The organism is Bacillus sp. FSL R7-0672, from assembly GCF_038601465.1.
Lineage (GTDB): Bacteria > Bacillota > Bacilli > Bacillales > Bacillaceae > Bacillus > Bacillus pumilus.
On record NZ_CP152010.1, the window covers coordinates 2,825,844 to 2,849,924 of the forward strand.

At 41.4% G+C, this 24,081-nt stretch carries 24 protein-coding genes; 15 read left to right on the top strand and 9 right to left on the bottom strand.

Features of this window, described 5'->3' with window-relative positions; translation table 11 throughout:
- Nucleotides 1–25: 25 nt before the first annotated feature.
- Both MKY18_RS14430 and MKY18_RS14435 read right to left on the bottom strand, forming a co-directional pair.
- Nucleotides 26–1,198 carry an iron-containing alcohol dehydrogenase gene (locus tag MKY18_RS14430; protein WP_065099061.1) on the bottom strand — a complete coding sequence of 391 codons (1,173 nt, stop codon included), beginning with the start codon at nucleotides 1,196–1,198 and terminating at the stop codon, nucleotides 26–28.
- Nucleotides 1,199–1,319: 121 nt separating this feature from the next.
- Nucleotides 1,320–2,483, bottom strand: coding sequence for an iron-containing alcohol dehydrogenase (locus tag MKY18_RS14435; protein ID WP_185106850.1), 1,164 nt, complete (start codon nucleotides 2,481–2,483; stop codon nucleotides 1,320–1,322).
- Nucleotides 2,484–2,627: 144 nt separating this feature from the next.
- On the opposite strand from MKY18_RS14435, the gene MKY18_RS14440 reads away from it, so the two are divergent.
- Complete coding sequence (locus MKY18_RS14440; RefSeq protein WP_003212952.1) at nucleotides 2,628–2,864, top strand: DUF378 domain-containing protein; 237 nt, start codon at nucleotides 2,628–2,630, stop codon at nucleotides 2,862–2,864.
- 67 nt (nucleotides 2,865–2,931) lie between these two features.
- Here MKY18_RS14440 and yugI read toward each other — a convergent pair whose 3' ends face one another.
- The 3 genes from yugI to MKY18_RS14455 form a co-directional block, all read right to left on the bottom strand.
- Nucleotides 2,932–3,324: a S1 domain-containing post-transcriptional regulator GSP13 gene (yugI, locus tag MKY18_RS14445; protein WP_003213420.1), complete on the bottom strand. Its 393-nt coding sequence runs from the start codon at nucleotides 3,322–3,324 to the stop codon at nucleotides 2,932–2,934.
- A gap of 199 nt (nucleotides 3,325–3,523) precedes the next feature.
- Complete coding sequence (locus tag MKY18_RS14450; protein WP_113768022.1) at nucleotides 3,524–4,717, bottom strand: aminotransferase; 1,194 nt, start codon at nucleotides 4,715–4,717, stop codon at nucleotides 3,524–3,526.
- Complete coding sequence (locus tag MKY18_RS14455; protein WP_003213765.1) at nucleotides 4,718–5,218, bottom strand: Lrp/AsnC family transcriptional regulator; 501 nt, start codon at nucleotides 5,216–5,218, stop codon at nucleotides 4,718–4,720.
- Nucleotides 5,219–5,394: 176 nt separating this feature from the next.
- Between MKY18_RS14455 and MKY18_RS14460 the strand changes: the two genes are divergently transcribed.
- Entirely contained in the window at nucleotides 5,395–6,219 is an 825-nt protein-coding gene (locus tag MKY18_RS14460; RefSeq protein ID WP_342497553.1) for an alpha/beta hydrolase, read from the top strand.
- Here MKY18_RS14460 and MKY18_RS14465 read toward each other — a convergent pair.
- Nucleotides 6,216–6,476, bottom strand: coding sequence for a YugE family protein (locus tag MKY18_RS14465; RefSeq protein ID WP_065099065.1), 261 nt, complete (start codon nucleotides 6,474–6,476; stop codon nucleotides 6,216–6,218). The two genes, MKY18_RS14460 and MKY18_RS14465, sit on opposite strands and share 4 nt — an antisense overlap.
- 83 nt (nucleotides 6,477–6,559) lie before the next feature.
- Here MKY18_RS14465 and MKY18_RS14470 point away from each other — a divergent pair, with 83 nt between their 5' ends.
- Nucleotides 6,560–7,735: a MalY/PatB family protein gene (locus MKY18_RS14470; RefSeq protein ID WP_217012176.1), complete on the top strand. Its 1,176-nt coding sequence runs from the start codon at nucleotides 6,560–6,562 to the stop codon at nucleotides 7,733–7,735.
- A 133-nt stretch (nucleotides 7,736–7,868) separates the two neighbouring features.
- Entirely contained in the window at nucleotides 7,869–9,161 is a 1,293-nt protein-coding gene (locus tag MKY18_RS14475; protein WP_044140803.1) for a sensor histidine kinase, read from the top strand.
- On the opposite strand, the gene MKY18_RS14480 is transcribed toward MKY18_RS14475, so the two are convergent.
- Nucleotides 9,162–9,341 (bottom strand): hypothetical protein, encoded by a 180-nt coding sequence (locus tag MKY18_RS14480; protein WP_044140804.1) that lies wholly within the window; start codon nucleotides 9,339–9,341, stop codon nucleotides 9,162–9,164. It abuts the gene before it with no gap.
- Between the two features lie 90 nt (nucleotides 9,342–9,431).
- On the opposite strand from MKY18_RS14480, the gene MKY18_RS14485 reads away from it, so the two are divergent.
- On the top strand, nucleotides 9,432–9,824 hold the full coding sequence (locus tag MKY18_RS14485; protein ID WP_044140805.1) for a kinase-associated lipoprotein B: 393 nt from the start codon (nucleotides 9,432–9,434) through the stop codon (nucleotides 9,822–9,824).
- Here MKY18_RS14485 and kapD read toward each other — a convergent pair.
- The gene (kapD, locus tag MKY18_RS14490) at nucleotides 9,821–10,438 is read right to left on the bottom strand and encodes a 3'-5' exonuclease KapD (RefSeq protein ID WP_003213730.1); all 618 of its coding nucleotides are present in this window, start codon (nucleotides 10,436–10,438) and stop codon (nucleotides 9,821–9,823) included. The two genes, MKY18_RS14485 and kapD, sit on opposite strands and share 4 nt — an antisense overlap.
- A gap of 218 nt (nucleotides 10,439–10,656) precedes the next feature.
- On the opposite strand from kapD, the gene MKY18_RS14495 reads away from it, so the two are divergent.
- From MKY18_RS14495 to MKY18_RS14505, 3 genes are all read left to right on the top strand, one after another.
- Complete coding sequence (locus MKY18_RS14495; protein ID WP_044140807.1) at nucleotides 10,657–11,835, top strand: MFS transporter; 1,179 nt, start codon at nucleotides 10,657–10,659, stop codon at nucleotides 11,833–11,835.
- Between the two features lie 108 nt (nucleotides 11,836–11,943).
- Nucleotides 11,944–13,845, top strand: coding sequence for a transglycosylase domain-containing protein (locus MKY18_RS14500; protein WP_044140808.1), 1,902 nt, complete (start codon nucleotides 11,944–11,946; stop codon nucleotides 13,843–13,845).
- 18 nt (nucleotides 13,846–13,863) lie between these two features.
- The gene (locus MKY18_RS14505; protein WP_185106856.1) at nucleotides 13,864–14,274 is read left to right on the top strand and encodes a thiol-disulfide oxidoreductase DCC family protein; all 411 of its coding nucleotides are present in this window, start codon (nucleotides 13,864–13,866) and stop codon (nucleotides 14,272–14,274) included.
- Nucleotides 14,275–14,316: 42 nt separating this feature from the next.
- Here the strand turns inward: MKY18_RS14505 and MKY18_RS14510 are convergent, their stop codons facing one another.
- Nucleotides 14,317–14,874, bottom strand: a complete 558-nt coding sequence (locus MKY18_RS14510; protein WP_044140810.1) for a YufK family protein — start codon at nucleotides 14,872–14,874, stop codon at nucleotides 14,317–14,319.
- Between the two features lie 185 nt (nucleotides 14,875–15,059).
- On the opposite strand from MKY18_RS14510, the gene malK reads away from it, so the two are divergent.
- From malK to MKY18_RS14545, 7 genes are all read left to right on the top strand, one after another.
- Entirely contained in the window at nucleotides 15,060–16,661 is a 1,602-nt protein-coding gene (malK, locus tag MKY18_RS14515) for a malate sensor histidine kinase MalK (protein ID WP_050944037.1), read from the top strand.
- Nucleotides 16,654–17,361, top strand: coding sequence for a response regulator (locus MKY18_RS14520; RefSeq protein ID WP_106029256.1), 708 nt, complete (start codon nucleotides 16,654–16,656; stop codon nucleotides 17,359–17,361). The genes malK and MKY18_RS14520 overlap by 8 nt, the downstream gene beginning before the upstream one ends.
- A 394-nt stretch (nucleotides 17,362–17,755) precedes the next feature.
- Nucleotides 17,756–18,838, top strand: a complete 1,083-nt coding sequence (locus MKY18_RS14525; RefSeq protein ID WP_065099071.1) for a BMP family protein — start codon at nucleotides 17,756–17,758, stop codon at nucleotides 18,836–18,838.
- A gap of 159 nt (nucleotides 18,839–18,997) precedes the next feature.
- Entirely contained in the window at nucleotides 18,998–20,533 is a 1,536-nt protein-coding gene (locus MKY18_RS14530) for an ABC transporter ATP-binding protein (protein WP_065099072.1), read from the top strand.
- Nucleotides 20,526–21,572, top strand: a complete 1,047-nt coding sequence (locus MKY18_RS14535; RefSeq protein WP_185106858.1) for an ABC transporter permease — start codon at nucleotides 20,526–20,528, stop codon at nucleotides 21,570–21,572. Before MKY18_RS14530 ends, MKY18_RS14535 begins: the two co-directional genes overlap by 8 nt.
- Nucleotides 21,573–22,532 carry an ABC transporter permease gene (locus MKY18_RS14540; RefSeq protein ID WP_003213713.1) on the top strand — a complete coding sequence of 320 codons (960 nt, stop codon included), beginning with the start codon at nucleotides 21,573–21,575 and terminating at the stop codon, nucleotides 22,530–22,532.
- Between the two features lie 175 nt (nucleotides 22,533–22,707).
- Nucleotides 22,708–24,045, top strand: coding sequence for a 2-hydroxycarboxylate transporter family protein (locus MKY18_RS14545; RefSeq protein ID WP_003213451.1), 1,338 nt, complete (start codon nucleotides 22,708–22,710; stop codon nucleotides 24,043–24,045).
- The last annotated feature ends 36 nt before the right edge of the window (nucleotides 24,046–24,081 follow it).

Below are 24,081 nucleotides of genomic sequence, written 5' to 3' on the forward strand. Positions count from 1 at the left end.
TCATAGAGAGAAACGGCAAGCAGGATTATAAAGAAGCTTTCAAAATAGAAAGAATGTCATCACGACCAAGTTTCATAAAGTTACCAAAACCACCGTATTCCATTTCTTTCGCCGCAATGTCGGCAATTTTGTCCAGCTGATCTTCACCAATGTCATAATCGGCTAGACGGCTTGGTGCACCGAGGCTTGTCCAGAATGTTGACAGCTTGTCGATACCTTCTAATGCGATATCACGATCAGATTTTCCTTCTGTCTCGATGTCAAACATGTTCAGCATGAGATTTTTAAAGCGCTCCACATTGTGATCGAGTGTATGACGCATCCAATTTGGGAAGAGGATCGCAAGTCCGCCTGCATGCGGAATGTCATAGACAGCCGATACTGCATGCTCAATCGTATGGGACGCCCAGTCGCCAAAGTAACCCATTTGCAGCGTGCCATTTAAAGCGATCGTTCCTGCGTAAAGGATCGTTTCACGGTGCTCATAGTTTTGTAAGTCTTCAAGCAGTTTTGGTGCTGTCTCGATGACTGTTTGAAGAACAGCAAAACACATTCGATCCTGTAAAGGCGTGTTTTTGACATTATGGAAGTATTGTTCGAAGACGTGGCTCATCATATCGACCATGCCGTACACCGTCTGGTTTTCTGGCACTGAATAAGTATGCTCAGGGTCTAAAATTGAAAAAGCAGGATGAGTGACTGAACTGCCCCACACATATTTTTCATTTGTTTCCCAGTTTGTGATGACAGAGTCTGGATTCATTTCTGAACCAGTTGCCGCAAGTGTGAGCACTGTGCCAAACGGCAATGCTTTTTGAGCGGTTGTTTTCTTTGAGATAATGTCCCACACATCTCCGTCATATTCCGCTCCGGCTGCAATCGCTTTTGTACAGTCGATCACACTGCCGCCGCCAACAGCTAATAAGAAATCAATTTTTTCATTTTGGCAGATGTCGATTCCTTTTTTCACTGTGGTGAGGCGCGGGTTTGGTTCAACACCTGACAACTCAAATACGTCAGCTTCTGCTTCATTTAACGCGCTGATCACATTATCATAAAGACCATTTTTCTTAATGCTGCCTCCACCATATACAAGTAACACTCGTTTTCCATAACGAGCGAGTTCGCTTTTTAGTCCGTCTAGTTGTCCTTTTCCAAACATTAATTTCGTTGGATTATAATAAATAAAATTTTCCATCTGTTGATACATCTCCTTACAGCGTATATATCCAAAAACATGAAAGACTACTTTAACATATGTACACGTCGAACTCAAAAAAAGATAACTGCTCGAAAGCAATTATCTTTTCATTGTTTGATTATAAAGAAGCATTCAAAATAGCTAGAACATCTTCTTTGTTTAGCTTTTTAAATTGACCAAATTCACCGCGTGCCATTGCACGATCTGCGATTAAATCAATTTTCTCATCGTTGATATCATAGTCCGCTAAACGGTTCGGTGCGCCAAGGCTTGTCCAGAAAGCTGACAATTTGTCGATTCCTTCTAAGCCGACTTCTTCGTCTGTTCTGCCCGCAGGATCCACATCAAATACGCGTACTGCTAATTGTTTAAAGCGGCCTGGGTTTTCCTGAATGACATGCTTCATCCAGTTCGGGAACAAGATCGCAAGTCCGCCTGCATGAGGGATATCATAGACAGCAGATACCGCATGCTCGATGTTGTGAGATGCCCAGTCACCGCGTGCTCCCATTGACAGCATACCATTGAGCGCAATGGTCCCAGTGAATAAGATCGTTTCACGCAGCTCATAGTTCTCTAGATCGCCAATCAGCTTCGGTGCTGTTTCAATGACTGTACGAAGAAGCCCTTCACACATCCGGTCTTGGTAAGGTGTATTTTCCGTGTGATGGAAATATTGTTCGAACACGTGAGACATCATATCAACCATGCCATAAATCGTATGGTTTTTTGGTACAGTGAATGTGTTCACTGGATCAAGAATAGAGAATTTAGGGAAAACTGCTGGACTTCCCCAGCCATATTTCTCATTTGTTTCCCAGTTTGTGATCACTGATCCAGAGTTCATTTCAGAACCTGTTGCAGCAAGGGTTAACACCGTACCGAACGGAATTGCTTCCATTGGGACATGCTTACGCGTCACGATATCCCAAGCATCTCCATCGTACTTGGCTCCGGCTGCGATCGCTTTCGTTGCATCAATAACACTGCCGCCACCAACTGCCAAAATAAAGTCAACGTTGTTCTCTTTGCAAAGCTCAACCCCTTTTCTTACCGTTGTTAAGCGCGGGTTTGGCTCAACACCAGCAAGTTCAGTGATTGCAGCTCCTGATTCTTTTAGGATGCTGACAACTTGGTCATAAAGGCCGTTTCGTTTAATACTGCCTCCACCATATACAAGTAATACGTTTTTTCCGTAGTGTTTGAGTTCATCTGAAAGGGCTGAAACTTCTCCCTTTCCAAATATTAATTTCGTTGGGTTCCAATAAGTAAATCGATCCATTTGATCTCCTCCTCGCGCTACATTATGCGCCTCAATCATTCCAAAAGTAAAGTAATTTGCTTTAATCCATTTTCTTACGCATAGTTTGGCTAAAAATCTGCAAAATATAAATGTATTGATGCTGTAGCGAAAGGAGGAATCACGATGAGTGCTATTCAGCGTATTGCCCTCGTGCTCACGATTATCGGTGCTATTAACTGGGGACTAATCGGCTTTTTTCAATTTGACTTAGTAGCAGCGATCTTTGGCGGACAAGGCTCTGCATTATCACGTATTATTTATGGTCTTGTTGGAATTGCAGGTCTTGTTAACCTTGGTCTATTGTTCAAGCCAAGCGAAGAAGCTGTTCGCCGTGACGAGCCGAATCCAGAGGTTCGCTAAACAAAAAGACATAAAAAAGGCCGCCTATACGAGGCAGCCAAAGGCACCGTTTGAAGCGGTGCTTTTTTTATTTCTTGATTAAGTCTTTACGGTTAGACTGCTCAATCCACTCTTCAAGTTTATCTTTAAGCGTATTGAAACCTTGTGGTGTAGCAGCTTCTTCTTTCACTTGCTGTGGTCTTTGTTTCTTTGGTTTGCTTTCTTTTCTTTCAGGTGCTTCTTGTGTAGCACGGATAGAAAGGCTGATTTTACCAGCTTTTTCATCAACAGAAAGAACTTTCACTTGAACTTCGTCACCAATTGAAAGATGCTCGTTGATGTCTTTTACGAAACCATGTGTTACTTCAGAAATATGCACAAGTCCTTGAGTTTCTTCATCTAATGCAACAAACGCACCATACGCTTGTAATCCTGTTACTTTACCAGTGTAAACACTGCCTACTTCAAACTTTGTCGCCATGATAACAACTCCTAAATAAATGTTTTAATATTCGTTTATACGCAATTAAAAACTATATCACAGAACGGTCTTTTACGCAAAATATTTTTTAATTGGGTTTAGATCAGTTCAAAAGGGGGAATACCTGAAAACAAGAATGCTTTCTAGTATTCCCCCCTAATTTGAGAGGCATGAGTCCTAATGGATTGATGCCTTTTTTTTATTTGATGATGGCAGGTGCTTCTTCTTTCACTTGTCGTTCCTGCAAAAAGCGCTGGATTCTTGAAAGTGATTCCTGAAGATGGTCAAGAGACGAAGCATATGAACAACGAATATGACCTTCACCACTCGGTCCGAAGACATTACCAGGGACTACGGCTACTTTTTCACTTAGGAGCAGCTCCTCAGCAAATTGTTCTGACGTCATGCCCGTCGTTTTAATGGACGGGAAAGCGTAAAATGCGCCGTTTGGCTGGTGACATGTGAGCCCCAGTTCATTCAAAGAGCCGACAAACAAATTTCGCCGCCTTCTGTAGCTTTTCTTCATTTTCTCTACATCTTCAAGCCCATTTTTCAAGGCTTCTTCTGCTGCATATTGTGCCATAGAGGGTGCGCACATCATAGAATATTGGTGTATTTTCAGCATGGCATCGCGCAGTACAGGTGGTGCTGCCACATATCCTAAGCGCCAGCCAGTCATAGCAAACCCTTTTGAAAAGCCTGAAATGAGGATCGTTCTTTCCTTCATATCTTGAATTGCCGCCACACTTGTAAAAGCTTCATCGTACGTCAGCTCTGCGTAAATCTCATCCGTGATAATGAGAAGGTCATGCTCTTTTGCAAATTGAGCAATATCTTCAAGCTCTTCCTTTGAATAGACTGAGCCAGTTGGATTTGATGGTGAGCAAAGCAGGATCGCTTTTGTCTTAGGCGTCAGCTTCGTGCGAAGATCCGCAGAATCTGCTTTGAAATCTTTTTCAGCCGATGTACTTAAATAAACAGGTACTCCGCCCGCAAGTGTCGTAAGGGCCCCATATGCTACGAAACAAGGCTCTGGAATGATCACTTCATCCCCGCTGTTTAAAATCGCACGAAACGCCAAATCAAGTGCCTGGCTTCCGCCAACTGTGATAATCAGTTCTTCTTCAGGACTGTAGTCAATGTAAAACCGCTTATATAAATAGTTGCTCAATTCTTTTCGCAAAGATAATAACCCTGCATTCGCCGTATAAGAGGTAAGCCCTTGTTCTAATGACATAATACTTGCTTCTCTGACATTCCAAGCTGTCACGAAATCTGGCTCGCCAACACCAAGGGAAATGACCCCTTCCATTGTGGCTGCCAAATCAAAGAATTTCCGAATACCTGACGGCTGAATGCTTTGCACCGTTTCAGATAAATAAGACTTTTTCATTTAAGGTGACACCACGATTCTTTTGTCATCGTCTCCTGTTTCAAACACTTTCCCATCATGTTTATATCTCTTCAAAATAAAGTGGGTAGTTGTTGAAACAACGGAATCAAGTGTCGATAATTTTTCAGACACGAAGCGGGCAATATCAGACATTGATCTTCCGCGGATCACAACAGATAAATCGTAAACACCTGACATGAGATAGACAGACTCCACTTCCTGAAAGCGGTAAATTCGTTCAGCAATTTCATCAAATCCGACGCCTCTTTTTGGTGTCACTTTGACATCAATCATTGCTGTGACGCCTTCGTGACCATCTACTTTACGCCAGTCAATCATGGTTGAGTAATCAATAATGACTTTTTGATCTTCAAGTTTTTGAATAATCGCTTCTGCTTCTTCTGTTGTCACGCCTGCCATTTTTGCAATTGTATTTAAATCGGCACGGCTGTTTTCATCTAAAATCTCTAATATTTCAGTTTCTTTTTCTGTTAGTTTCATTTGATTTCACACCTCAGATTGTAAAAAGCTAGTTTTAAAAAATCTTCTGAACATTATAGCACGTTTTTCCCATTATGCTAAGCAGGGAAAAGATGCTAACCATAGCTTAAAATCCACTTTTTAGGGTACAATACAGTCACCTAACAGAGAGAGTATCAAGTATCGGAGTGATGAGTATGGACATTGTTCAGCCAGCTTATATGAAAAGTAAATTCGGTTTAGACATCTATTACGAGCACTATCCAAATCAGGGGAAGAAAACATTGATCTTAATTCATGGTCTTTTCTCTTCTACCTTCAGCTATCGAAAGCTCATCCCGCTTCTGAAACAAGACTTCAATTTAATCGCGATCGATCTGCCGCCATTTGGACATTCCGAGAAGTCGAATACGTTTATTTACAGCTATCGCAACATGGCAAAGATCATTATCGAGCTAGCTGGTTACTTACAGATTCAGCATGCGATCCTTGTGGGTCATTCGATGGGCGGCCAAATTGCTTTATATGCCGCATCTGAACGGCCAGACCTATTTGAAAAGGCGGTCCTTTTGTGCAGCTCAGGATATTTAAATAAATCAAAGAGATCAGTTGTTTACAGCACATATATTCCTTATTTTTATCTCTATCTTAAAAGAAAGCTCTTGAAGCAAGGCATCATGAAAAATTTAACGGCTGTTGTGCATGATCATTCCATCATTGATCAAGAGATGGTGGATGGATATTTAAAGCCTTTTTCTGATGATCAAATTTTCCGAGGGATTTTCCGCTTGATTCGGCACCGGGAAGGGGATTTGACCTCGGATGTCCTAAAGAAAATGGAGACACCCGTGCTGCTCATTTGGGGTGAGGAAGATCGAATCGTTCCCATCCAAATAGGAGAGAGGCTGCACAAGGATCTGCCAAACTCGACCTTGCACGCATTAAAAAAAACCGGGCACCTCGTTCCTGAGGAAAATCCGGTCTTTGTGTCTGATCAAATCGGACATTTCAGCCTGTCTTAGCGTGTGCAGGAGCTGCTGTCTCGTATGACGAAAAGCTGATTCGCTATATGTTGACAGCTCTCAAAAGGCAGGAACTGCTCAAATGAGTGATGATAAATGGCTTGAATGTCTTTTGCTAAAGATAAAGAGTCTTCTGCGTCGTATAATGCACTGATGACGTCAGCAGGCTCCGTTTCATAAAAGTCCTCCCCATATTGAAAAGGGTCCCATGCCTTAATGAGTTGAATCATCTCTTCTACAGCTTGACTATCTTTCATCGGTATCACCGCTTATAATAAATTTTGTGATGTTTATTTTAGCACAACCAACAATGGTTGAAAAACGGCTAGAGGTGGGTTTCATGAATTTCGACGAACAGATCATACGTAAAGGTTCAAAATCAGTGAAATGGGATCAAGCAGAGTCTTTATTCCTTACAACAGATGCGCTGCCAATGTGGGTAGCCGATATGGATTTTAAAGCGCCGCAGGTCGTCCTTGATGCATTAAAAAAGCGATTGGATCACGGTGTATTTGGCTATGCTTTTCAAGATCAGGATACGCAGCAGGCAGTAGCTGAATGGCTCAAAAGAAGGCATGGATGGTCGATCCAGACAGAAGCTGTCACCTTCACGCCTGGGATTGTCACGGCACTTAGTTTTGCAGTCCAAGCCTATACAGAACCAAGTGACGAAGTCGTCATACAGTCCCCTGTGTATACTCCTTTTTATCAAATGATTGAACGAAATGGACGAACAGTCTCAACCAATCCTTTAAAAATAGAAAACAACCGCTATGTCATGGATTTTGATGATTTAGAGAAAAAATTAAGCAGACCAGAAGCGAAGCTCATGTTCCTCTGTCATCCGCATAATCCGTCCGGAAGAGCGTGGTCAAAAGAAGAGTTAAAGCGAGTAGGAGACCTCTGTATCAAGCACGGTGTCACAGTCGTTTCAGATGAGATTCATTCTGATTTGATGCTATACGGAAAGCCGCATGTGCCATTTGCTAGTCTTTCTGACGACATAGCACATATCACAGTGACGTGCATTGCACCAAGTAAAACATTTAATTTAGCTGGCCTCCAAGCATCTGCCATTATCATTTCCGATGAAGAAAAAAGAACCCTTTTCAACAATGAAATGCAAAGAAATGGACTGGCCAAACTGAATGCATTTGCGATCCCTGCGATGGAAGCAGCCTACCGCCATGGGGATGAGTGGCTTGATGCACTTGTTCTTTATCTCGAAAACAATATGAAAATGGCAATGGACTATATGGACGAACATCTTCCAAACATGCGTTATATGAAACCAGATGCTTCTTATTTATTATGGCTAGACATTCGGGATTATCAATTCAGTCAAGCGGAATTGAAACGCAATTTGCTAAAAAGGGGCAAAGTGATCCTAGAGCTTGGTCACGTGTACGGACTCGAAGGAGATGGCTTTATTCGGATGAATCTCGGCTGTCCTGCTTCAACAGTCAAAGAAGGATTGAAACGCCTTCATCAAGCGTTTACGCAATCATCTGAATAAGGCCTATATGATCGAAAGAACATCCTCACGGGTGTTCTTTTTAAAGAAAAAAACCCTCCTTTTATCATATCTACTTTGTACATGAAATGATATAATGAGAGGAATTACTATTATTTACGAGGAGAGCATTTAAATGGAAATGTTCAAGGATTTTCTGCTCCATGTATCTTTTATTCTATTTCCAATCTTTTTATATCATGCGCTATGGCTAAGCCGGACCCCTGCTCATTTCCCAAAAACGAATAAACTGCTCATCACAGTATTCGCATCCATCTCTTCAGCACTATGTATTATGTATCCAGTTGGTTCGATTTTAGACTTGCAGACTGGCCTTCAATCCATCCCTCTTGTACTTGCCATTTTATACGGAGGCTACACAGCTGGGATCGTCGCCATCTTGATAAGTTCCATGGTCAAATTCGTGATGTATGGCTCTTTTTTATGGGTTGGACTCATTGTCGTACCGATTTACTTTTTCATCCCATTTCTGTTCTACCGGAAATGGCGTCAATATTCGAAGCTGAAAAAGCTGATGTATGGAGTGCTTATCGGTTTATCCAAAGGATTCTTTATTTACATTGGACTATTTGCGGTCAGCTTAATGGAATACAGCCCGGCCTTTATTATGCAGCAGAAGTTACTTGAGTTATTTTTCTCAACTCTTTACTACATATTCTTTCTCGTGCTAAGTATCTATTCCATTGAATTCGTGAAAGAAAATGCGCAAATGAGAACACAGCTCGTCCAATCAGAAAAGCTGACCATTGTAAGTGAACTCGCTGCAAGCGTTGCCCATGAAGTACGCAATCCGCTGACAGTGGTGAGAGGCTTTATCCAATTGCTCTTTTCTAGTGACAATACAAAAGAGACGTCAACCAATAAAGATTATAAAAATCTCGTTCTTTCCGAGTTAGACAGGGCGCAGGATATTATTACGAGTTATCTTGACATTGCGAAACAAAATTATTATCAAATTGAATCTCTCAACCTATCTAAATTACTCGAGGAATGTGCATCACTGATGACATCCTATGCGAATTTCAAATCGGTCACGATTCATCAATCCATTGAACCAGACTTATACATTCAAGGTGATGAAACGAAGATCAAGCAAGTCATGATTAATTTAATCAAAAATGCGATTGAAGCAGCCCCAGAACACGAAGGGAAAATTGAACTTTTTGCTTCAAAAGAAAATCATAAAATATGCATTTATTTCGTAGATAACGGTGTAGGAATGACAGAAAGCCAAATGAAAAAGCTTGGCGAACCCTATTACACCTTGAAAAATAAAGGGACTGGACTTGGGCTGACCGTGACATTTTCTATCATTGAAAATCACCATGGCACCATTCGTTTCAAAAGCTCGCTTCAGTCTGGTACAACCGTTACCGTGAAGTTTCCTGAAGATACAAGACGAAAATGATCACTCCATTTTTTTTGTCTTTTTTTCATCTATCCGCTCCTGCTTCTTAGACGCACGAACGATCAGACGAAAGCAAATAAATGCAGCCATAAAGAAAATCACCGTGGTGATTGCCGCTGGGATGTACTCCCTTTTATCTTCAGGAAAATACAGTAGAAAGAGTGCGATGAACGACAGCATTCGCCATTCCCCCTTTTGCTCGTTTACTTCACTATATTGGCTAAAAGAAATGAAATACCTTCCTACGAGAAGGAAATGGAGGAATTTCACATGACAGACATTCAAATTGGACAAGTTGTGAAAGGATTTTATAAAACAGGTGTTTACGTTGGGGAAGTGACAGCAGTGAAACCATCGGCCTATCTCGTTCAAGTAAAAGCCGTTCTGACACATCCCACTCAAGGCGACCTGCATCACCCAAAAGAAGCAGACGTGCCTTTTTTCCAAGAAAGACGGGCTTTGGCCTATCGTGAACAGACGAATATCCCTCATCATATGGTGAAGCCTTATGATGGCGTTATACCAGATTATCAAGTATCACTAAAAGAAGCTGTAGAAAAATTAAAACAAGCGCTCCATGCGGATGATTCAAAATGGGCTGAAAAATCAAGAGCATGCCTATCTTCTCTCGAAAAAGATTATTTTCCAGAAGACGCCCGCTAATCAGCCGAATCAAAAAAGTGTGAGAAATCAATCAGCTCACCAATTTTGGTTGTTTGCGGATTTTCCACATAGGCTCTGTCTTTTTCAAAAAGGGTTAACAGCTGATAAGTCGTCATGGCATCATCTAGTGCCTTATGATGCTTACCAGCTCCTTCACTGCCGTATTCCTTTGCCGCTTTCCGAAGCCCTGTCAGTGTGCGATCACCAAAAAAAGTTTTATATTCAAAGGCAAGGTCCCTCAGCTTCCCCTTAAAAGGAAAGGCAATGTGATTGAGCATACAGTTTTGCTTCAGCACTTTCATGTCCATATTGCCCCATGTAATAATCTCACAATCCTCTCCGCCATCAAGCGACACAAGCTTCTCGATAAATGCCTCAAAGGAAATCCCGCTCTCTACATCCTGCTGCGTAATGCCGAGGAACGATTTACAGCGCTTCGTCAGCTTCGGGAACTTTTTCGGTTTGACGTAGCTAGAGAACGTGTCTATGATCGTTTCACTTGCCGCTTTCACTACCCCAGCTTCAATAATTTCAGGAAAAAAATTTTGCGGATGATACTTTCCATCAGGCATCGTAAATTCAAAATCGACCACAAGCACCGTCTTCTGTTCCACCAGTCTCACCTCACTTTTTCGTCAGTTTTTCATTCTGATACCATTATATTAAGACGGACCTTGAAATCACTTCATTTTCTTGAAAATAATGCAGATTCACTATGCCCAACCTATCCATCAGATGAAAGATCGTTTATTTTCCTTTATAATTATTAAGGAACACGAAATAAATAAAGAAGGTGGTCTCTATCACAAACAGGAAGAAAAACTTATACATCATGTGGTTTGTGAACTTTTTTGTATCTGCCAGCATTACAATGATCGTCCCTTTTTTATCACTTTACATAGAATCTCTTGATAGCAGTTATTCAAATGAATTTGTCCAAAGATGGAGCGGCTATGTCTTTGGCGTCACATTTTTAACGGCCTTTCTGATTTCTCCGATTTGGGGACGGATTGGAGACCGGCATGGCTATAAAAAGATTTTGCTCATTAACGGGATTGGGATTGCAACAAGTATTCTATTAATGGGGCTTGTGCAAACCGTTTATCAGCTATTCGCCCTGCGGCTCTTCATGGGGCTTGTCACAGGCTTTATCTCGACTTCAATGGCACTCATCTCTGCACAGACGGAAAAGGCAACTGCTGGTAAAACCCTTGGTACGATGCAGATGAGTAATGTTGCCGGAGGATTGTTTGGTCCATTAATGGGCGGATTCATGGCAGACAGCGTCGGATTTATTTATACGTTTTTCCTCACAGCGGCTGTCATTTATGCGTCAGCAATTGTGATTATTTTCGGAGTGAAAGAACATCCCATCCGTTCAAAAGAAGCGAGGCGCGTTTCTTACTCACGGAAGGATGTGCTCGTTCATATTTTCAAACAGCCTTTGCTTGTCGTCACGATGCTTTTAACGTTTATTACACAAGTAGGGAACTTTAGCATTCAGCCACTTTTGGCTTTATACATTCATGATTTACACGGTCCTGTTAATCTCGCATTTTATGCAGGTCTTGCGTTCTCTGCAACTGGACTTGGCAACCTGCTCTTTACACGAAAATGGGGAGATCTCGGAGATCGAATTGGTCACGACAAGGTGCTGCTTGCCCTTCTCATCCTCTCCTCTATTTTATTCATCCCGCAAGCAATGGCGGATTCCTATGCGATGTTAGTACTTTTCCGCTTTCTATACGGGATGGCACTTGGCGGGATTATTCCGTGTACGACGGCGTATATTCGGATCAAAGCACCTGCCTCTATGCAAGGGGAAGTGCTTGGATACAATGTCAGCTTCCGCTTTCTTGGGAATGTTGTCGGTCCGGTGATTGGCGGCATTGTGGCGAGTCATTACGGGATTCCAGCTGTCTTTTATGTCACCGCCGGAATTTTTCTATTTGGCGCATTATTTTTATGGGCAGTCCGCTCACAGTCCAAGGCAAAAGAAAGGAGTGTCTGATCCAACATCAGATACTCTTTTTTCTTGTGTAGAAGCCTTATTCACTAGACTTCAAGCCCATTCTTTTCTAAAAATAACCTTCTCGTATTCGCAAAAGAATGGTACGATATGGCTAGAAAATTGAAGAAAGTGAGTGACCTCATGTTTCGTGCAATGATTGGTTGGTTATTACTTGCTGCCCTCATTCCATTATTTGTTCTGACTTTTTATCTATCAAAGGAAGAAGCTGCAAGTGTGAAGCCTGTGAACGAAGTGCTTGATCAAAAAATCAAGCTGGAAAAGATAGATTTTTCCCAAAACAGTTATATGTATGACCGGGATGGTTCTCTCATCTCTGAGATCGTATCAAACGATGAAAACCGAGTGTTCGTCACGTATGATAAAATTCCTGATCATGTGAAGGAGCTGTTCCTCCGCTCAGAGGACCGTAACTTTTATGACCATAAAGGCATTGACTTTATGGGAGTTGTTCGTGCCCTTGCCTCAAATGTGAAAAACCATGGCATTAGCCAAGGCGCAAGTACGATCACACAGCAATTATCTCGTAATTTATATTTAAGCCATGAACGTTCGTTCACCCGAAAGTTTACAGAGCTGCTCTATTCCTATGAATTAGAGCGGAAATTCTCGAAAGATGAAATTCTCGAAAGCTATCTAAATACGATTTATTTCAGTAATGGTGTTTACGGTGTCGGTTCTGCGGCTAATTACTATTTTGATAAGCCGCTTAGTTCTTTAACGCTTGCACAGATGGCATTTATCTCTGCGATTCCAAACAACCCAACACTGTATGACCCATTGAAGCAATTCAAACACACAAAGAAACGCCAAGAACGACTGCTAGGTATTTTAAAGAAAGACGGCGTCATCACCAAAAAGCAATACAAAAAAGCCGTCAAACAAAAAATCAGCCTGTCCTTGAGTGAAAAGAAAAACCTTTACCCTGACTATGTGACATATGCCAATGAGGAATTTACCGATCTTGTGTCAGATCAGGAAGGCTTTACAAAACGCTTGAAGAAGGCCAAAACAGATGGAGCAAAAAAAGCCATTCAAAAAGAATTATCTGAAAAGGTTAGTGCTCTGCTTCAGGATGGTGTCAAAATTTATACGGCACTTGATCCTTCCTTACAGCAGCGAGCCGTCTATCAGCTCAATGCGCAACTACCTTACCAAGGTGTAGAAGGCGGATCAGCGGTCATTCATCATGAAACACATCAAATTGTTGCACTTGCTGGCGGGAAGAACTATAAAAAGTTTGATTTCAACTACGCCTATCAAGCGCAAAGACAGCCTGGTTCTGCGATTAAGCCGCTTTTAGACTATGGTCCTTACATCGACCAAACCGGTGCAACAGCTTCAAGCAAAATTAGTGCCGGTAAGTTTTGTAGCAGCGGATACTGTCCGCAGAACTATAATCATAAAACGTATGGAACCGTCACACTTGAAACAGCCTTTAAGAACTCTTACAATACACCTGCGATCCGAATGCTGGATACAGTTGGTGTCAAAAAGGGATTTAGCTACTTAGAGAAATTCTCATTCGAACATATCGTAGCGGATGATTATCGCCTGCCTTCTGCACTTGGCGGATTTACGAAGGGCTTCTCGCCGCTAGAAATAACAGATGCGTATACCGTCTTTGGCAACCAAGGTGCTTACACGCAAAATCATTCGATCACAAAGGTGACAGACTTAAACGGTAAAACCCTTTACAAGTGGAAAGAGTCACCGAAGCAAGTGTATTCTCAGCGGACAAATGACACCATGCGTAAACTGCTTGCCTCCGTTGTAAAAAGCGGAACAGGGAAAAAAGCGAATTTCAGTTCCCCTTACATTGGTGGTAAAACAGGGACATCCAATGACTACAAAGACATTTGGTTTGTTGGACTGACAGATCAATATACAATGGGTGTATGGGTTGGAAGAGATAGAGGAACGGTTGAATCTATTTACAGCTCAAGTCCGCACTTACGTATTTGGAAGAATACGATGCAATACGCCAGATAAACAGGAGGTTTGATTGCAATGCATTCAACACATCCACCCCATTTGATTTTATTTGATGGTGTCTGCAACGTGTGCAGCGGCGCTGTTCAGTTTGTGATTAAACGTGATCCAAATGAGCGAATGATGTTTGCTTCATTACAATCAGAGACAGGGCAGCGCATTTTAAAAGAAAACGGTTTGCCTCTAGATGAGTTTAATTCATTCATTTATATTGAAAAAGGCACCCTTTATACGAAATCGACAGGCATCTTAAAAGCCACGCGGCATTTAAAAGGGATCTACAGATGGAGTTATTTATTCCTTGCCATTCCGCGCCCTATCCGTGATTGGTTTTATGAGCGGATAGCGGAAAATCGCTACAAATGGTTCGGTCAAAAAGCATCTTGTATGATACCTACACCGGATATTCAAAAACGGTTTCTATCATAAAAAAAGCATCCTCCACTATCGGAGGATGCTTTCTTTGTCTGTTTATGAAGGAAGACTTGCCATAACACTATTATAAAGCTTAATAAATAAGTACAAAATGCCGATTAAAAACGTGGCCCAAAACAGCAAAATAAACATCATAAATCCAATTAAATTCAGCATGGAAAGCGATTGATAAATGCGGACCACAACCCAGATAAAATAGACAAGACCTGCTAAAACAAATAGTCCGACAAGCAGAATCAGCTGCTGCGTCAGCAGAAATGCAAGCAAGCTGGCAAATAAATAAACAACGGATGCAATCCGAATTTTCTTTAAGTTCTCTCCTTCAGGATCTTTCGCGAAAAAGAGTAGCGCCAACTCTAACACCGTATCTGCAATCAGTTTCAAGGCAGATAAAATCATAAAATAAACAAGTGCAAAAGCAGCAAAAAGAGCAAGCCGGATGCCCTGTTCCGAGAAGAATTCCAGCATTCCTTTTAAAATACCTGCTTGAGTCAAGAAATCAGTCGTAATCCCTACCGTGAAAATCGAAAAAGCAGAGCTGAATAGTAAAATCGAAATCAGCGGAAAATATCCAGTCAAATATGTATTTTTCATAAATAGATCCTTTCTCATAAGCTCACATTTATTATGGCTCACTTAAAACGGATTGACAAGATGCTTTCAAAGTAAACTGGCAGCAAAATCAAATTTGTGATTTTGCACGTACATTCCTTCACAAACTTACATTTTCCCGTTAAAGTATTACTATTACGAAAAAATCGTGCGTTAGGGGTATACTCGTGAAAAAAACATTAAGATTGCAAACACGACTGACGATTTTTGTTTGTATCGTTGTCCTGATCTCCCTTTGTATCACTTTCTTTACGATCTGGTCAGAAACAGCTAAAAACATTCATCAGCAGGAACGTGACATCGCCCTCTCCACTGCCAAAATGGTCGCAGAGGCTCCGATCACAGCGAAATCATTAGAAGAAAATCGATCGTATTCAGCACTCCGTCAATATACAACAAGTGTTCAGCGAATCACCAAAACCGAATTCGTTGTCGTGATGGATATGAACGGCATTCGCAAAACCCATCCAAATCCGCAGAAGATCGGGAAGCGGTTTGCTGGCGGTGATGAAAAACTAGCATTACAGGGTAAAGAGCATATTAGTACGGCTTCTGGAACACTTGGCAGATCCATGCGTGCTTTTGTTCCGGTTTATGATCAAAATGGGAAGCAGCTCGGGGCTGTGGCAGTAGGGATTACGTTAAAGGAAATTGACTTGATTATTCATCAAAGCTTACTTCCACTCTACTTCGTCATATCGCTCAGTCTTCTTTCTGGTATCATTGGAGCACTCATTGTGGCAAGAAAAGTGAAGAAAATTATGTTTGGACTAGAGCCAGATGAGATTGCTACATTATTAAAAGAACGAAGCGCCATGCTAGAATCAACAAAAGAAGGGATTCTTGCCGTCGATCAGCACGGTAAAATCAAGCTCGCCAATGCTGAAGCGAAACGGCTCTTTCATATTATGGGCATTATGGTTGATCCTAGAGAACAAGATGTTCAGGTGCTCCTCCCTTCAAGCGGTCTAAAGCAAGTCATTGAAACACGCAAGCCGCTGCTTGACCGCGACGTGAGAATGAACGGACTGGAGCTCGTATTTAACGAAGTCCCGATTACGGTAAAGGGCGAGATCGTTGGAGCGATCGCCACCTTCCGTGACAAAACAGAAGTCAAACACTTGGCTGAGCAGCTGAGCGGAGTCAAAATGTATGCAAATGCCCTCCGTGCCCAGTCACATGAATTTATGAACAAGCTTCATGTCATTTTAGGATTGGTTCAGCTCAAAAACTACGATGACCTTGGCACTTATATCAAAGATATTGCGATCTATCAGCAGACGGAAACAAATGAAATCATCAACCATGTGAAAAACTCTGTTTTAGCAGGATTTTTACTAGGAAAACAAAGCTATATCAGGGAACAAGGCGCGACCTTAGAAGTCATATGCAGCACACAAGTCCCAAATTCAGAGGACCCGGCAGTGACGCATGATCTCATTACCGTCATTGGCAACCTGTTAAATAACGCACTCGATGCTGTTTCTCATACTGAGACGAAAAACATCTCGATCTCATTCCGATACGTTCAGGAGCAGCTTCATATTGAAATTACAGACACAGGTGTTGGTCTCACAAAAAAAGAACAAGACATCATGTTTGATCAAGGCTTTTCAACTAAAGGAGAAGACAGAGGATTCGGCCTCTACTTCGTTGATCAAAGCATCAAAAAATTGAACGGTCATCTGATTGTCACGAGTGAAAAAGGAGAAGGAACGACCTTTAGTCTCCGCATTCCGTATAAACAAAAGGAGGATTCACATGATTAATGTGTTAATAGTAGAAGACGATCCAATGGTTGGAGAGCTGAACAAACGCTACCTGACCCAAATCGACGGCTTTGAATTAAAAGGGATTGCCACCTCTTTTCAGCAGGCACTGGACATCTTAAAAACAGAAACCATTCACCTTGTACTGCTCGATATTTATATGCCTGGACAAAATGGCCTTGCCCTATTATCAGAAATTCGCAAGCAAAATCATTCGGTTGATGTCATTGTCATTTCAGCTGCCAATGAAGTCGACGTGATCCAGCAAACGATGCGAAACGGGGCTGTTGATTATTTGATCAAGCCGTTTGAATTTGAACGTTTCCAATCAGCGCTCTCAGAATATAAACGAAAACACGCCTTGTACCAAACGATGAACAGCATCTCGCAAAATGATTTAGATGCGAAGCTCTTTCATAAAAAAGCAGAGACGGAAAAAGTCCTTCTGCCAAAAGGCCTGACCAAAAGCACACTCAAACTCATCTGGACAAGTATTCAATCATTCGGTCATCAGGCTTTCACGACCGAAGACCTAGCGAATCATACAGAAATCTCTCAAGTCTCTATTAGAAAATACTTGAAATTCCTTGAGGACATCGAAGTAGTTGATGTTGAAATGGCATACGGGACAATTGGACGCCCTGTTTTCCAATATAAACTCAGTACAACAAATATGAATTTAATTCAGCAATATCTATAATTTGACACATCTGACCTTATACAGAGGCCAGATGTTTTTTTATGGAACACGATGTGACAAACCCCTTGATATCAGCGGTTCCACTGTAGTAGATCACATCACAAAAGCGGCATTATATCATATTTCAGCACATAAAAAGACATCGAATTTAGCCTTTTAACATTTTTTTAAAAATAAAACAAATTTCTATTTATTTATTCGATTGGAAATGATAAATTATGATTGATTAGTTCAACGAGATATAAGTCTGATGTCTTACATCTTCTCTCCTGCCCTCCATAAGTTTCAAGAGAAAGCAGGATAAAATACCCTATTCAGAAGGATGAGAAGAGGTAGATCGGTCTTTTTTCGCGAGACTTTTCTGAAACTTTTAAATTTTATAGGGGGTTATGTTTTGAAGAAGCGCAAAATTGGACTAGCATTGTCCTTAGTCGTAGCAGCAGGAACCATCCTTGGAGCATGCGGCAACTCTGGCTCAAACAGCGGTGAAAGCAAAAAAGATAAAGATCAATTCACTGTTGCAATGGTAACTGATGTCGGTGGTGTCGATGACAAATCGTTTAACCAATCAGCTTGGGAAGGTTTACAAGCATTTGGAAAAGACAACAATCTAAAAAAAGGTAAAAACGGCTTTGATTATCTACTATCCAAAACCGATGCAGATTATCCAACAAATTTAAATACACTTGTCAGGCAAAAATTCAACCTCATTTATGGTATCGGTTATAAAATGGAGAGCGCCATTTCAAAAATAGCCGATCAACGTAAGAAAAACCACTTTGCTATCGTTGATGCAGTTGTAAAAAAAGACAATGTAGCAAGCATAATGTTTAACGAAAACGAAGGATCCTTCCTTGTGGGTGTTGCGGCTGCTCTTACAACAAAATCGAACAAAATTGGTTTTGTCGGCGGAGTTGACTCTGAATTAGTCAGAAAATTCGAAGTTGGTTTCCGTGCAGGCGTTGAAGCAGCTAATCCGAAAGCAAAAGTTGAAGTGAAATATGCTGGTGCATTCGATAAAGCTGACATCGGAAAAGCAACAGCTGAAAGCATGTACAAATCTGGCGTCGACATCATCTATCATGCTGCTGGCGGCACTGGAAATGGTGTCTTCACAGAAGCAACTAATTTAAAAAAGGCAGATCCAAATCGAAATGTCTGGGTCATCGGTGTTGATAAAGATCAGTATGACGAAGGAAAAGTACCTGGAACAAAACAAAGTGTCACCCTTACTTCTATGATTAAAAAAGTTGACACAGCAGTACAAGACTTAACAACAAAAGCAAAAGAAGGTAAATTCCCTGGCGGTCAAGTGATCACATACGGTCTGAAAGAAGGCGGCGTTGACATCTCTCCATCTCAGGACAACCTTAATAAAGATGTGTTAAAGAAAATTGAAGAATGGAAACAAAAAATCATCAAGGGCGAAGTGAAAATCCCTGCAACACGTGATGAACTAAAAGATTTTAAAGCTTAATTTGAGCATCGGGATAAGCGCGTCTTATCCCCTTGCCTCTCCTTTACCTCCTCTTTATTCGTAAAAGGTGGTAAAAGAAAAGCTGCAGCCTCGTTTTGCAGCTTTTCTTTTGCTAGTTTTTATCTTCATCAGCACCCTAAAAAAGGAGCGGTTAAACCTGTGGATTATGTCATTGAAATGTTGAATATACGCAAAGAATTCCCTGGCATTGTAGCAAACGACAACATTACGCTGCAGCTAAAAAAGGGCGAAATTCATGCGCTGCTTGGTGAAAACGGCGCTGGAAAATCAACGCTCATGAACGTGCTTTTCGGTCTTTACCAGCCTGAAAAAGGTGAACTCAAGGTTCATGGAAAACCTGTGTCCATCTCTAGCCCGAATGATGCAAGTGATTTAGGCATCGGTATGGTGCATCAACACTTTATGCTTGTCGATACCTTCACCGTCGCTGAAAACATTATCTTAGGAAAAGAGCCCAAGAAATTTGGAAAGATCGACAAAGAACAAGCCATACAGCAAGTACAAGAGCTTTCTGACCGCTATGGCTTAAAAATAGACCCTGCCGCAAAAGTATCTGACATCTCTGTCGGCATGCAGCAGCGTGCAGAAATTTTAAAAACACTTTATCGCGGCGCTGATATTTTGATCTTCGACGAACCAACAGCCGTCTTAACACCTCAAGAGATTAAAGAACTCATACAAATTATGAAAAACTTAATTAATGAAGGCAAATCCATTATTTTAATTACGCATAAACTGAAAGAAATTATGGATGCCTGTCACCGCGTCACCATTATTCGAAAAGGCCAGGGCATTCGTACACTTGATGTGGAAAGCACAAACAAAGATGAGCTTGCAAGCCTCATGGTCGGTCGTGAAGTTTCATTTAAGACAGACAAAAAAGAAGCCTCTCCTGCTGAGGAAGTACTTCACATTCAAGACCTTACGGTAAAAGACGCGCGAGGAATTGAAGCAGTCAAACATCTCAACCTCTCAGTAAAGGCTGGAGAAATTGTCGGTATTGCTGGAGTCGATGGCAATGGTCAATCTGAATTAATTGAAGCCATTACTGGTCTAAAAAAATCAGAATCTGGCACGATCATGCTGAACGGGAAAGCCATTCAAAATCTTCCGCCTCGTAAGGTGACCGAATCTGGAATTGGACATATTCCTCAAGACCGTCATAAACACGGACTCGTGCTTGATTTTTCAATAGGAGAAAATATTTCCTTACAAACGTATTATCAGCGTCCATACTCAAAATTTGGCTTGATGAATATGAAAAATATTTATGAAAAGGCAAAGCGAATCATTGCCGAGTATGACGTCAGAACACCGAGTGAATACACAGAGGCGCGCGCCCTGTCAGGCGGGAATCAGCAAAAAGCCATTATTGGCCGTGAAGTTGACCGCAATCCTGATTTATTAATTGCCGCTCAGCCGACACGTGGACTTGATGTTGGTGCGATTGAATTTGTTCATAAGCGCCTCATTGAGCAAAGGGACAAAGGCAAAGCCGTCCTGCTCATCTCATTTGAGCTTGATGAAATTATGAATGTCAGTGATAAAATTGCTGTTATTTTTGAAGGCAGCATTATTGCTATCGTTGATCCAAAAGAAACAACAGAGCAAGAACTTGGTCTATTAATGGCTGGAAGTACGCAACAGGAAGTGGGGAAAGAAGCAAATGTCTAATCGCTTAACAAATCTGCTGATTCCGCTTATAGCCATTGTACTTGGCCTTTTAGTTGGGGCCATTATTATGCTGGCAAGCGGTTATAGTGTCATTGAAGGATATAGCGCCCTTTGGAATGGCGTTTTCGGGGAAACCTATTATATGGGAGAAACCATCAGGCAAGTGACACCTTATATTTTATCAGGTCTTGCGGTTGCCTTTGCATTTCGGACAGGCCTATTTAATATCGGTGTAGAAGGTCAAATGCTCATTGGATGGATAGCTGCTGTTTGGATCGGAACAACTGTCAATGCACCTATGTATATTCATCTGCCGCTTGCACTCATCACTGCAGCTGCTGCTGGTGCATTATGGGGCTTTATTCCTGGTTTTTTAAAAGCTCGTTTTTATGTTCATGAAGTGATCGTCACCATTATGATGAACTATATTGCCCTTCATGTGACAAATTTTATTATTACAAATGTTCTTACAGATCATAAAGATAAAACAGATAATATCAAATCCACAGCCTCTTTGCACTCTGACTTTTTTGAAAAAATAACTGATTTCTCAAGCATGCATAACGGAATTATTGTAGCTATTATATCTGCCGTTATTATGTGGATCATTATCCAAAAAACCTCTAAAGGTTTTGAATTGCGAGCTGTTGGTATGAATCCACACGCCTCCCAATATGCAGGAATGAATGTGAGAAAAAATATTATATATTCAATGCTAATTTCTGGTGCTTTTGCAGGTTTAGCAGGGGCAATGGAGGGATTAGGAACCTTCGAATATGCTTCAATAAAAGATGCCTTCACTGGCGTCGGTTTTGATGGAATCGCTGTTGCTTTATTAGGCGGTAACACAGCCATTGGTATCGTATTAGCCGCATTATTGCTTGGTGGATTGAAGGTCGGCGCTTTAAATATGCCACTTGAATCTGGCGTACCGACTGAGGTCGTTGATATTGTCATTGCGATCATTATTCTTTTCGTCGCCTCAAGCTATATTATCCGTCTTGTGATGAACCAAATGAAGAAAAAGGGGGGAAAATAAGTGGGATTTCTGCAAATTCTTGAAATCATCGTCCCAGCAACACTTGTCTATGCTGCACCACTTATTTTAACCGCTCTTGGAGGCGTCTTTTCAGAAAGATCAGGTGTTGTGAATATCGGTCTTGAAGGTTTGATGGTCGTCGGAGCATTTTCCAGTATTATCTTTAACTTGTTTTTTGCTGATACATTTGGCGCCTTGACCCCGTGGCTTGGGCTCCTCGTCGGAATGGCGATTGGCGGATTGTTCTCTCTGATTCATGCAGTTGCAACCATTACATTCCGTGCAGATCAAACGGTCAGTGGTGTTGCCATTAATATGCTGGCACTTGGCGCTACGCTGTTTGTCGTGAAACTCATTTACGGGAAAGCTCAAACAGATAAAATTACAGAGCCTTTCTATAAAGGGGATATTCCCCTTTTAAGTGACATTCCGATAATTGGCGATATCTTCTTTAAAGATGTTTATTATACGTCCATACTCGCATTAGCGCTTGCGGTTGTAGCTTGGTTTGTTTTATTTAAAATGCCGTTTGGTCTTCGTCTTCGTGCAGTCGGAGAACATCCAATGGCTGCTGATACAATGGGAATCAAAGTGTACCGGATGCGCTATATCGGTGTCTTTATTAGTGGACTGTTTGGTGGTCTTGGCGGAGCTGTTTATGCGTCAACCATCGCACTTGATTTCTCACATGCGACCATTACTGGACAAGGCTTCATCGCACTAGCTGCACTTGTCTTCGGTAAATGGCACCCATTCGGCGCAATGGGCGCTGCTTTATTCTTTGGATTTGCTCAAAGTTTAAGCATTATTGGCTCTCTCCTGCCGCTATTCCAAGATATACCGAACGTGTATATGCTCATTGCACCATATGTGCTGACCATCCTAGCACTCACTGGCTTCATCGGCCGAGCAGATGCACCGAAAGCACTTGGGACACCTTATTTAAAAGGAAAACGATAATAACGATGTATGATCAATCCCCTGAAGGATAAACTACCTTCAGGGGATTTTTGTATGATAAAAACATAAAAACTCCTGTTTATTTTACTTTTATTACACTTAATTTAGTTTAATAAATAGATGAGTGTCACAGAATCTTCTACAATTGAGACAAATAGCATTTGGGGGTGTTTATGTGGCTAATACACAACAATTGAAATCGATTACAGACGATTCTGACAATAATAAAAGCGTTTTCCGTAAGATCATGTCTTGGAAAATTGGTGTTATTGACTTACCTGTGTATTTAGTACTTGCAGCGATTATTTTAACTGCCGCTTATTTTAATAAAATTCCAGCAAATATGCTTGGTGGTTTCGCTGTTATTATGATTTTGGGGATTTTCCTTGGAGATATAGGACAACGTATTCCGATATTAAAAGATATTGGTGGACCGGCGATTCTTTCTTTATTCGTACCATCGTTCCTGGTCTTTTTTCATGTTCTGAATCCGAACTCGTTGGAAGCGGTTACGTCTCTTATGAAGACGTCGAACTTCCTTTACTTCTATATTTCTGCTCTTGTAGTAGGTAGTATTCTTGGGATGCAGCGAACTGTTTTAGTACAAGGCCTTATTCGTATGTTTGTTCCTCTTGTTGCAGGTACAATTGCAGCTGTGACTGCCGGAATTCTTGTTGGTCTTTTAGTTGGTTACACACCGCATCATTCGTTCTTCTTTATTATTGTTCCGATTATTGCCGGTGGTGTTGGAGAAGGGATTTTGCCATTATCTATTGCTTATTCACAAATTCTTGGTGTATCAGCAGAGTCATTAATCTCTCAATTAATTCCTGCTGCCGTCATTGGGAACGTCATTGCCATTATCTGTGCTGGCGCAATGAAGAAGCTTGGTGAAAAACGTCCTGAACTAAACGGAAATGGTCGTCTTGTAAAGTCTAAAGAGGCAAATGAAATTTTTGAACAGCCTGATATGGATCCAAAAGTTGATTTTGGTTTAATGGGTGCTGGTGTACTCGTTGCTTGTACAACGTTCATTTTTGGTGGTTTGTTAGAAAGCTTTGTTCATATTCCTGGTCCAATCTTAATGATTGTCCTTGCCGCTTTAATCAAATACTTAAACGTGATGCCTCAGCATCTGCAAGATGGCTCACAGCAGTTCTACAAGTTTGTATCAAGAAGCTTTACATGGCCACTTATGGTCGGTCTAGGGATTCTATACATTCCACTTGATGATGTAGCAACAGTGATTTCTATTCCATTCGTTTGTGTATGTATCGCTGTCGTTCTTGGAATGGTGGGTTCTGGTTATTTCGTTGGGAAATTGATGAACATGTACCCAGTAGAATCTGCGATTGTGACAGGCTGTCACAGCGGACTTGGCGGTACTGGTGACGTTGCGATCCTTTCAGCTTCTGGAAGAATGGGTCTCATGCCTTTCGCACAAGTATCTACACGTCTTGGCGGAGCAGCAACTGTGATCTGCGCAACAATCTTACTTAGAATGTTTACTTAATCAAACAATAAAAAGCATGGGCTCTATTACGGGCAC